The following is an 11,836-nucleotide window of genomic DNA, read 5'->3' as shown; positions in this document are numbered from 1 at the left end:
GGGGCAGGGGAGAGGGGGGGCAGGGGAGCAGGGGAGCAGGGGAGCAGGGGAGAGGGGGAGTCGGGAATCGGTAATAATTATCAATTGTCAATTATCAATTATCAATTCCCTTGTTACCTCCAGCGTAGGCGTGTTATTCAGCAGACCTTAAATAAGCGATTAGTTAAAGGTGTAATTCTGCGATCGCCACATCCGGACTGGTGCGGTGGAGATGAAACCCGACTTTCTCACAGACTCGCTGCATCGCGCCGTTTTGGGGTAGGATTTCGGCCTTAATGCGTTTAATATGGCGATCGCGCCCCACCTTAACCAGACGGTGTAACACTTCCGTACCGATGCCCTGATTTTGGTAGCGATCGCCCACCATCATAGAAAACTCCGCCTCGTCCTTCTCATGCAAGGGAGACAGGCGACCAATGCCCAAAATTTCTAACTCCCCAGTCCTTTCATCCTTCTTCGTGGCCACCAGTGCCATTTCCCGATCATAGTCAATAAAACACAAGCGAGACAGCCGATCATGAGCCACCCGAGCCGACAAGGCCACCAGATGGAAATAGCGCAGATAGACACTTTCCTCCGACAGAGGTTCATGGAACTTACGCAATAACGGCTCATCTTCGGGCCGAATGGGGCGAATCATAATCATTGTACCATCCCCCATTGTCCAAGACCCCATATATTGCAAGGGATAGGGACAAATGGCCGTTTTCACCCCTTGGCTTTCCGCCGCATCGGGAGGGTGTAACACCACCCGCGCATCCAACGCAATCAAGCGCTGGGGAGAAGCCAACAGGGGATTAATATCAATCTCCTTAATCCAAGGTTGTTCCATCACCAACTGACTAAACCGCACCAGCAACTGTTCCAAAGCATTCAAATCCACGGCCTTTTGACCTCGCACCCCTTGCAAAGCGGTGTAGATTTTCGTTTGTTCCATCATGCGACGGGCTAACGTCGTATTGAGCGGGGGAATCCCCAGCGCCCGATCTTTAAACACCTCCACCAAAGATCCCCCGGTGCCGAACAACAACACCGGCCCAAACTGAACATCCATACTGCTACCAATAATTAACTCATAGTCCCCCGAGGACATTTTTAACATCGGTTGCACCGTCACCCCTTGGAAATGTTCAGGCCCCACCTTTTGGGCGACGGAATGTTCCATGGCGTGGTAGGCATTCTGAACGCTTTCCGCATCTTGTAACAACAAGCGCACACCCCCCACATCGGTTTTATGGGTAATCGTCGTTGAGTTGAGTTTCAACACCACCGGATAGCCGATTTTTTCCGCCTGTTCCACCGCCGCCTCGGCTGTGTGGGCAATTTTGGTTAACACCGTGGGAATCCCGTAGGCTTCCAACAGTTGCTTAGACTCGTATTCTGTCAACAAGGATCGACCTTCTGCCCGCACTTGTTGGAGAATCTGGCGCGCTTCCGTCCGTTGTAAACGACTTTCTGCCTCCTCGTCGGGGAGATGGGGTGTTTCATAGAGGCCGTTTAAATTGTAGGCATAGCGCCACATATAGTTAAAAACATGAACAGCCCCATCGGGGAAAGGCAGGGTAAAAATCTTACAGTCATTGAGTAACTGTTCCCCCGGTGTAATTCCCTCCCCTCCCATCCAACTGGCTAAAATGGGCTTGGTGTAGCGAGTTTTCTGCAAAATCTCCACAAAACGGCGGGCGGTTTCTGTGGGATCTGTCATGGCTTGGGGGGTAAGGATGACCAGCAAAGCGTCACTATGGGGGTCTTTCAGGGCAATCTCAATGGCTTTGGCGTAGCGTTCCGGGTCTGCATCCCCGAGGATATCAATGGGGTTGGCGTGGCTCCAGTGGGCGGGTAAGATCGCATCAAAGGCCGCTTGGGTTTCGGGGGAGAGTTGGGCTAATTCCCCTCCTTGAGAAATCAGGGCATCGGTACTGAGAACCCCGGGCCCTCCGGCGTTGGTCAAAATGGTGAGGCGTTTTCCTTTGGGGCGGGGTTGTTTGGCTAGCACTTCGGCCATATTAAATAGGTCGTCAATGGTATCCACTCGCAACACTCCACAGCGACGGAAGGCGGCGTTTAGGACCTCATCACTGCCAGCTAGGGCTCCGGTATGGGAGGCGGCGGCGGCGGCGGCGGCTTCGGTGCGTCCGGCTTTAATCACGATGATGGGTTTGGTGAGGGCGACAGCGCGGGCGGCGGAGAGGAAGGAACGAGCATCACCGATGGTTTCCATGTAGATGACAATGCTATGGGTGGCGGGATCATCGCCGAGATAGTCGATTAAGTCCCCCCAGTTGACATCTAACATCGAGCCAATGGAAATAAAGGCACTAAAGCCTACATTTTCCCGAAAACTCCAGTCGAGGATGGAGGTACAAAGCGCGCCACTCTGACTGATAAAGCCTACATTGCCGGGGCGGGCGATCGCACTGGCAAAAGTGGCATTGAGGCCTTGAATCGGACTCATCATGCCCAAACAGTTTGGACCGATAATCCGGATGCGCCCCGCCTTGGCTTTCGCTAAAATTTCCTGCTCCAATGCCACCCCAGCCGGCCCAATTTCCTTGAATCCGGCGGAAATAATAATCGCCCCCTTCACCCCTTTGGCAATACATTCATCCATCACCTGAGACACCATCTTGGCGGGAATGGCAATAATCACTAAATCAATGGGGGCGGGAATAGCCGATAGGCTGGGATAGGCTTGAATCCCTAAAACACTGGGGCGTTTAGGGTTGACTGGAAATACCGTTCCCCCAAAGGGACTACTAATCAAGTTCCACAGCAAAGTCCGTCCGACACTGCCCTCCTTTTCTGTTGCTCCAATCACGGCGACGGTTTTGGGTTTAAAAAACACATCGAGCGGTTGAATTCTGCCGTATTGCAGAACATCTTGAGCCGGATCTGTAATTGGTAACATAGTTTCTCCCAGAATGAGGTGTGGGGTATAACAGGATTGAGTCGGGGTCGGTTTAACTAGGAGTTAGCACCGATGATCAGGGCTAGTGAATGGCTTATTATGGAGTATAAGTGTTCTAACTTGCTGAACTGTCGATCCGCTTTCAGGACAGGAGAAAGAGGAAGTCGCCGCCCTTCCCTACGAGACACTAGGCGAAGGTAGGGGGGATGGTGTGAAGGCCCCCTATTGCTCTCAGTTGGTTTGGATTGTTGGCTTGGTTTTGGCTTCGATTAACGATCAGAAGAGGGAAATAGCCGGGGGGATTCTCCTTAAATTTTAGACTATGGGATTTCGGCTTTTTTGACCTTTCCGTTGCGCCTTGTGGGGGCAATAGTCCGATGGTGTGGACTTTACAGGGAAGGGGATCTCCCTAAGTATAAATTCTTAGAAGATTGGGGGCTTCATAAAATTTAAAGGATGTGGGGATACTTAAAAATTCAAACACAACTGGCGGAAATGGTCGCCGCGATGCTCGAAACTTTGGTATTGGTCAAAACTGGCACAGGCGGGGGAAAGGAGGACGGTGGCAACGTTGTGAGATTGGGCAAGTTCGACACTGCGACTGACGGCCTTTTCCATTGTCCCCACTTGCTCATAGTTGTTATAGCCCACAGCTTTAAGACGTTGGGCAAATTGGGGGGCGGCCTCGCCAATGAGCAAGACGGCGGCGGCTTTTTCGTGAATGCTGACCAACCAAGCGGTATCATCCCCTTGTTTGGGTTCTCCTCCAGCAATTAAGATCACGGGGGCGGGCATGGCATTGAGTCCCACTTCGGCCGCGTCGTAGTTGGTGGCTTTGCTGTCGTTGATGAAGTGAATGCCTTGATAGGTGCAAATGGACTCTAAACGGTGGGGAACGCCGGAGAAGGTGGCGAGGGTGTGGGCGATCGCATCTGGATCAATTCCCGCCACACAAGCCGCTCCCACCGCCATCAGAACGTTCTGTTTATTGTGTTCCCCAAACATTTTAAGCTCATGGATGGGGGCGATTTTCTGCCCTAGGGCAAAGATCCAGTCGTCTTGTAAGTAAACGGAACGCTCCTCTGAAGTAAGGAGGTGATCTTTCCCCTGTACCGTAGTCCAAATGGCATCGGGCCAAGCCTTTAAGCCCAAATTGCGCAAGTAGGGATCATCGCCGTTGAAGATTTGGCACTGGGAACGCTGCAAGAGGGAAGCCTTAATCTGATAGTAATTGTCTAGGGTGTAATGACGGTTGAGGTGATCGGGGGTGAAGGTGGTCCACAAGCCAATCTGGGGGGCGAGTTTTTGGGAGGATTCAATCTGATAGCTGCTAATTTCGGCAATTACCCAATCATAGGTTTCATCGCTGAGGGCGAGTTCACAGGCCGCATAGCCAATATTGCCACAGGAGGGGGCTTTCAGGTTGCCCGCTTGGAAAATGGCCGCAATCAGGGCGGTGGTGGTGGTTTTGCCGTTGGTCCCGGTGATGCCCACCCAAGGACAATGGTGAAGATTGCGCCAAGCTAACTCCATTTCCCCAATGGTGTCAATGCCCCGTTGTCGGGCTTCGACAAAAACGGGTAAATCCCAAGGTACGCCCGGACTGACTACAATTAAATCGGGGGGATGGGGGGAGTCGAGGCTGAGACTATACCCTAGTTTAACGGTGATTCCTTCTGGTTGCAGACTGGCGGCTAGGGTTTGTAAATTTTCCGAAGAAGCGCGATCGCCTAATTCTACAATCCAGCCTTGTTTGTTCAGTAATCGTGCCGCAGCAATTCCAGAGCGTCCCAGTCCAACAACAGCAGCGTGAGGCATAGAAATGACTAAAGATAGGGAGAAAAAGTGAAAAAGTAAGATGTTTTTGATCCTACTGTTTTTTGGGCAGATCGGGAAGAATCCCCTAGATTCTCCCTGAATCCGAGTTTTGTTCCGTCTCCTGATGCCACTGGTGCAACTGGAGACGTAAGATTTTCGCCGAATGTGCGATCGCCTGACACTGTTGCCGCACATAATGTTCCCAGTGAGGAGTCATCTGCAAATATTGCCACTGCCGCGCCACATCCCCCAACAAATACAAACTTAAACGCAACTCACCCAACGGACGAGTTAAAACACTCACATCCCTCACCATCCCCTCATTTTCCCCCACAGCAGGGCTTTCCTCTTGGGGTGATGTACTAACCATCATCACAGCCGTTTCCACACCCTCAGAGAGCCTTTTCTCCCCCTCTGCGGCCCGATCTGGCGGTGGGGTAGTGGAGAGGTGAGGGAGTGGGGGATTCACCTCCGCAATCCAAGGCTGAGGCAAGCTGAGGGGATCCACCCCTTTTAAATACACCTGCTCTAAAAAACTTAACTTTTCCTGCCAATTCGGACAGAGTTTCCATTCTCCACCGGGCTGATAGGCAATAATCTGAATTTGATGCACCTCCCGCAGCCAAATCCGTCGTCGAATCGCTTGGGGGCTTTCACCAAACAACACCCAAGCGGGATTTTCTTCATTCCCCAACATTTCCGACGTTGCACAGTGATTAGGATAGGTTACTAATTGTTCACACAACTGATGCCACAACTGTAAATCTTTGGGGGTAGGCTGACTCATAAATCGTCCTCAAAACGTCATCACCGGGTAAGATCGTGAACTCCCCCACTCCCCTAGCAGGATAGGGAATTCCCAGCAATCTGATTAAATCCCGAGCTAATCTCCTTTCCCATTGTCCGTCAAAGGGAGCGCCTTAGCCGTCAAAGGATTGTAAAAAAAGGATCCCGTTTGGGGGGGAAGAGTAGGATCTAGGGTAATTTCCACTAAACTTTTAGCAACTCCCGTCATAGGAATAGCTAAAATAACGCCCAGTAAGCCGCCCATTTTTGCCCCTAATAACAGCGCAACAAAAATGATCACCGGGGAAAGTCCGGTTAAATTTCCCATAATACGGGGGGCTACTAAATTATCTTTCACCTGTTGCCAAGCCACAGCAATTCCTAACACTTGCAAAGCCAACCAAACATCTAAAAAAGCCACAATAATCACCACCGCACCGATACCCAATGTTGCCCCCACAAAAGGGATAACTTCCATAAAGCCAATAAACACCGCAAAGAAGAGGAAAAACGGCACCGTTAACAACCGAAAGGAAATAGATAGGGTGATAGCCATGAATAAACCCAGTAATAACTGACCAGTCACAAAACGCTGTAAATTGCGCCGGAGTGAGGAGGTTAATTCTTCACGAATAATAGGGTTTAATGGGAAGGTCAAACTTTTCCAAAGTCGTTCGGCATCAATGAGCATATAAAAAGAAATGACGAGGATTAAAATAAGGTCAATTAACCAGTTAAATGTTCCTAAAACTATGCCAAATCCTCTAGAGGCAATATTTTCCGCTTGAGTTTGTAAGCGGTTGAATAATTGAGGGGCAAGGATTTGTAAATCAATAGGGAGTTTTTTCTGTTGACTCCACTGTTGAAAATTCGTAAATTGTTCTTGTCCTTCGGCGAGAATTTCAGGTAAACGGATTAATAATTGTCGTCCTTGGTTAAACAGGGGAGGGACAACAATGAGAGCTAAAATCGTGACCAAAAAGGCGGCAAGGAGATAGACTAAAACGGCTGCAATGGGGCGCGGAATCAACCGTTGCATAGCCGCAACAGCATAGTTAAGGACAAAGGCAATGAGGGCAGAAGTGAGGAGAATACTAATTAATTCTCCGATATAACTGAGGGCGCTAATCGTTGCCCAGAGACTGACTAAAAGGAGTAACCAAGTGATGAGGAATTTTTGCAGGCGAGAAATGGGCAAAGTTTCGGTTTTTGGCAGTTCATTCATAGTTGAATTGGTCAAGTTGATATAGCGTTTCCATTTGAGTTTTGTAATCCACAAGGGAACAGGGAATAGGTAATAGGTAATAGGTAATAGGGAACAGTATACAAGGGTTACAAGGAGCTTGAAGCATTATGAGAAACTTCTCTGAGAGTTGATCAATGATTTAGAAACGCTATATTTTATTAGTACAGCGTCTACAAACCCAGTCCATTATTAGCTCGTTATCGGCTTGTTGTTGGGCTTCAGCCCCCAGTTTAGTGCGCTTCAGCGCAACAAAAAACCCAGTCCATTATTGACTCGTGATTGGCTCGTTGTTGGGCTTCAGCCCCCAGTTTAGTGCGCTGAAGCGCAACAAAAAACCCAGTCCATTATTGACTCGTGATTGGCTCGTTGTTAAGCTTCAGCCCCCAGTGTAGTGCGCTTCAGCGCAACAACAAACCCAGTCCATTATTAGCTCGCGATTGGCTCGTTGTTGGGCTTCAGCCCCCAGTTTAGTACGCTTCAGCGCAACAAAAAACCCAGTCCATTATTAGCTCGTTATCGGCTCGTTGTTGGGCTTCAGCCCCCAGTTTAGTGCGCTGAAGCGCAACAAAAAACCCAGTCCATTATTAGCTCGTTATCGGCTCGTTGTTAAGCTTCAGCCCCCAGTGTAGTGCGCTGAAGCGCAACAAAAAACCCAGTCTGTTATTGACTCGTGATTGGCTCGTTGTTGGGCTTCAGCCCCCAGTTTAGTACGCGAAAGCGCAACAACAAACACAAGAGGGTTGCAGTTGGGGGAAACGTGGGCTAATGTAGGGGCATTTTAAGGTGATAGAGGGATGGAGTGATGAAGCGTTGGAGTTGGTTGTTAGTGGGTGGGGTGTTGTTGTGGGAGCCGGGAGTGAATGCCCAGGGTGTGGGATTGGCAAGGATGGAAATAGCCCAGGCTCCCAATTCAGCCGCCCTTGAAGAAGCCGAACAACTGAATCAGCAAGTGATTCAACTCTATCAAGAGGGGAAGTATGAGGAAGCAATTGCCCTTGCTGAGAGAGTCTTAGCGATTCGCCAGCAAGTGTTGGGAGAAGAACATCCTGCTGTAGCACAAGACCTCAACAACTTGGCAGAATTATACCGTTCCCAAGGCAGATATGCAGAAGCCGAACCCCTGTATATTCAAGCCTTGGAGATGAGGAAACGCCTGTTAGGAGAAGAACATCCTGATGTAGCACAAGGTCTTAACAACTTGGCAGCATTGTACTATTCCCAAGGCAGATATGCAGAAGCCGAACCCCTGTATATTCAAGCCTTGGAGATGAGGAAACGCCTGTTAGGAGAAGAACATCCTGATGTAGCACAAGGTCTTAACAACTTGGCAGCATTGTACTATTCCCAAGGCGGATACACAGAAGCGGAACCCCTGTATATTCAAGCCTTGGAGATGAATAAACGCTTGTTAGGGGAAGAACATCCTGCTGTAGCCACCAGCCTCAACAACTTGGCAGCATTGTACTATTCCCAAGGCAGATACACAGAAGCGGAACCCCTGTATATTCAAGCCTTGGAGATGAATAAACGCTTGTTAGGAGAAGAACATCCTGATGTAGCACAAGGCCTCAACAACTTGGCAACATTGTACTCATCCCAAGGCAGATACGCAGAAGCCGAACCCCTGTATATTCAAGCCTTAGAGATGAATAAACGCTTGTTAGGGGAAGAACATCCTGCTGTAGCACAAGGCCTCAACAACTTGGCAACATTGTACGAATCCCAAGGCAGATACGCAGAAGCCGAACCTCTGTATATTCAAGCCTTGGAGATGACGAAACGTTTGTTAGGAGAAGAACATCCTGATGTAGCAATCAGCCTCAACAACTTGGCAGGATTGTACTATTCCCAAGGCAGATATGCAGAAGCTGAACCTTTGTTACGCCAGGCCTTGGAGATGAGGAAACGCTTGTTAGGAGAAGAACATCCTGCTGTAGCACAAGGCCTCAACAACTTGGCAGGATTGTACTATTCCCAAGGCAGATACGCAGAAGCCGAACCCCTGTATATTCAAGCCTTAGAGATGAATAAACGCTTGTTAGGGGAAGAACATCCTGCTGTAGCCACCAGCCTGAACAACTTGGCAGGATTGTACTCATCCCAAGGCAGATACGCAGAAGCCGAACCCCTGTATATTCAAGCCTTGGAGATGACTAAACGTTTGTTAGGGGAAGAACATCCTGCTGTAGCACAAGGTCTTAACAACTTGGCAGCATTGTACCGTTCCCAAGGTAGATACACAGAAGCCGAACAACTGTATATTCAAGCCTTGGAGATGAGGAAACGTTTATTAGGGGAAGAACACCCCTCTGTAGCAATCAGCCTTAACAACTTGGCAGGATTGTACCGTTCCCAAGGTAGATACACAGAAGCCGAACAACTGTATATTCAAGCCTTGGAGATGATGAAACGTTTGTTAGGAGAAGAACACCCCTCTGTAGCAATCAGCCTTAACAACTTGGCAGCATTGTACCGTTCCCAAGGTAGATACACAGAAGCCGAACCCCTGTATATTCAAGCCTTGGAAATGAATAAACGCCTGTTAGGAGAAGAACATCCTGATGTAGCACAAGGCCTCAACAACTTGGCAGGATTGTACCGTTCCCAAGGGAGATACGCAGAAGCGGAACCCCTGTATATTCAAGCCTTGGAGATGAATAAACGCTTGTTAGGAGAAGAACACCCCTCTGTAGCAATCAGCCTCAACAACTTGGCAGGATTGTACGAATCCCAAGGCAGATACACAAAAGCCGAACCCCTGTTACGCGAAGCCTTGGAGATGAGGAAACGCTTGTTAGGAGAAGAACATCCTGATGTAGCACAAGGTCTCAACAACTTGGCATTCTTGTACGAATCCCAAGGGAGATACGCAGAAGCCGAACCCCTGTATATTCAAGCATTGGAGATGAGGAAACGTTTGTTAGGAGAAGAACATCCTGCTGTAGCACTGAGCCTCAACAACTTGGCAGCATTATACTCATCCCAAGGCAGATATACAGAAGCCGAACCTCTGTTACGCCAAGCCTTGGAGATGAGGAAACGTTTGTTGGGAGCAGAACATCCTGATGTAGCACAAGGCCTCAACAACTTGGCAGGATTATACCGTTCCCAAGGGAGATACGCAGAAGCCGAACCCTTGTCTATTCAAGCCTTGGAAATGAGGAAACGTTTATTAGGGGAAGAACATCCTGCTGTAGCAACCAGCCTGAATAACTTGGCAGTATTGTACGAATCCCAAGGCAGATACGCAGAAGCCGAACCCTTGTATATTCAAGCCTTGGAGATGAGGAAACGCTTGTTAGGAGAAGAACATCCCTCTGTAGCCACCAGCCTCAACAACTTGGCATTCTTGTACTCATCCCAAGGCGATGTCACTCGTGCAGTTCACTTCCTTCGCCAAGGACTAGACGTACAAGAACACAACCTAGACACGATGCTTGCTGTAGGTTCAGAATCCCAGAAACAGGATTATATGAATACTCTCTCAGGGACAACAAATGCAGCAATCTCCCTCCACCTGCAAACTGTCCCCAATGACCCCGAAGCCGCCAACCTCGCCCTAACTACCCTTCTCCGCCGTAAAGGACGCATCCTCGAAGCCGTTACGAATAACCTGCAAACCCTCCGCCAAAACCTCACCCCCGCCAATCAACAACTCCTCGATAACCTAACTGACACCCGTTCTCAACTCGCTACTCTCACCTTTAACCCCCCCGCCAACCTCCCCCCAGAACAATATCGCCAACAACTGAGCCAACTGCAAACCCAAGCCAATGAATTAGAAGCCCAACTCGCCCGTAATAGTGCAGAATTTCGCCTACAAACAGCACCCGTTACCATTGAAGCGATTCAAGCCTTAATTCCCCATGATGCAGCTTTAATTGAACTGGTGGTTTATCAACCCTTTGACCCCAAAGCACCACGGGGAGAACAACAGGGAGAACCTCACTATGGGGCTTATCTGCTCCAATCCACCGGAAACCCCCAATGGGTGGACTTAGGGCCAGCAGAACCCATTGATGCGCTCAGAGTGCGAGTCCACCGCGCCCTCACGACTCGCACTCGTTCCCCTCAAGCTTCCCTCAAACCCCTTGCCCGTCAATTAGATGCAATGCTCATGCAGCCCATTCGCGCTCAATTGGGCAATACTAAGCAATTCCTTATTTCTCCTGATGGACAGTTAAACCTACTACCTTTTGCGGCTTTGGTGGATGAAAAGGGACAGTATCTGGTTGAGAATTACAAGATTACTTATCTCACCACAGGACGGGATTTAATCCGCTTGCAATATTCTCCACCTAGCCAAAACCCGCCCCTGATTTTGGCGAATCCTGATTATATCCAAGCCAATCCCTCGCGCACAATCGCCAGTCGGACTCGGGGAGAGGCTCAACGGTCTTTGGATTTGGCTCAATTAACGTTTACCCCGCTTCCCTATGCGGAGGAGGAGGGGAATGCCTTACAACGGTTACTCCCCGATGCGGTGGTGTTAACTGGGAATGAGGCGACGGAAAATGTGGTGAAACAAACTCCATCCCCTCGGATTCTTCACTTGGCGACTCATGGCTTTTTCTTGCCGGATTTAGAACAACCAACACCCTCCCCTCTAGAAGTTGCATCCGGGCAAGCTCTGCCTCTGTTCCGCCCTGTCGAAAGTCCCCTGTTGCGTTCGGGTTTAGCTTTGGCTGGGTTTAATGGGCGTCGCAGTGGGGGCGAGGATGGGGTTTTAACGGCGTTGGAGGTGGCGGGGTTGAATTTGTGGGGGACTCGGTTGGTGGTGCTGTCGGCCTGTGAGACGGGGATAGGTGAGGTGAATAATGGGGAGGGGGTTTATGGGTTACGTCGGGCGCTGGTGATGGCGGGGTCCGAGAGTCAGGTGATGAGTTTGTGGAAGGTTTCGGATGAGGGGACGAAGGATTTTATGGTGGAGTATTATGAGCGGGTTTTGAGAGGTGAGGGACGAGGGGAGGCGCTGCGTCAGGTGCAGTTGGGGATGTTACGGGGTGACAGGTATGGGCATCCCTATTATTGGGCGGCGTTTATTCCGTCGGGGGATTGGCGAGAGATGGGGGATTGAA

Annotated in this window: 5 protein-coding genes; 1 reads left to right on the top strand and 4 read right to left on the bottom strand. The window is 49.8% G+C overall.

From position 1 onward, the window contains the following. Positions 1–163: 163 nt before the first annotated feature. From K4A83_RS19500 to K4A83_RS19485, 4 genes are all read right to left on the bottom strand, one after another. Complete coding sequence (locus K4A83_RS19500) at positions 164–2,908, bottom strand: bifunctional acetate--CoA ligase family protein/GNAT family N-acetyltransferase (protein ID WP_265266350.1); 2,745 nt, start codon at positions 2,906–2,908, stop codon at positions 164–166. A gap of 468 nt (positions 2,909–3,376) precedes the next feature. Then, complete coding sequence (gene murD, locus K4A83_RS19495; RefSeq protein ID WP_265266349.1) at positions 3,377–4,726, bottom strand: UDP-N-acetylmuramoyl-L-alanine--D-glutamate ligase; 1,350 nt, start codon at positions 4,724–4,726, stop codon at positions 3,377–3,379. A gap of 85 nt (positions 4,727–4,811) precedes the next feature. Continuing rightward, positions 4,812–5,513 carry a hypothetical protein gene (locus K4A83_RS19490; RefSeq protein WP_265266348.1) on the bottom strand — a complete coding sequence of 234 codons (702 nt, stop codon included), beginning with the start codon at positions 5,511–5,513 and terminating at the stop codon, positions 4,812–4,814. A 96-nt stretch (positions 5,514–5,609) separates the two neighbouring features. Next, a complete protein-coding gene (locus K4A83_RS19485) occupies positions 5,610–6,737 on the bottom strand; it encodes an AI-2E family transporter (protein ID WP_265266347.1) in 1,128 nt (375 codons plus the stop codon). 823 nt (positions 6,738–7,560) lie between these two features. Here K4A83_RS19485 and K4A83_RS19480 point away from each other — a divergent pair. Beyond that, positions 7,561–11,835 (top strand): CHAT domain-containing tetratricopeptide repeat protein, encoded by a 4,275-nt coding sequence (locus K4A83_RS19480; protein ID WP_265266346.1) that lies wholly within the window; start codon positions 7,561–7,563, stop codon positions 11,833–11,835. Position 11,836 lies beyond the last annotated feature (1 nt).

The sequence above is a fragment of the Spirulina subsalsa FACHB-351 genome (assembly GCF_026130165.1).
GTDB classification, from domain to species: Bacteria; Cyanobacteriota; Cyanobacteriia; order Cyanobacteriales; family Spirulinaceae; genus Spirulina_A; species Spirulina_A subsalsa_A.
Note: the sequence above shows the minus strand (reverse complement) of the source record. Positions and strands in the feature narration are given on the sequence as shown.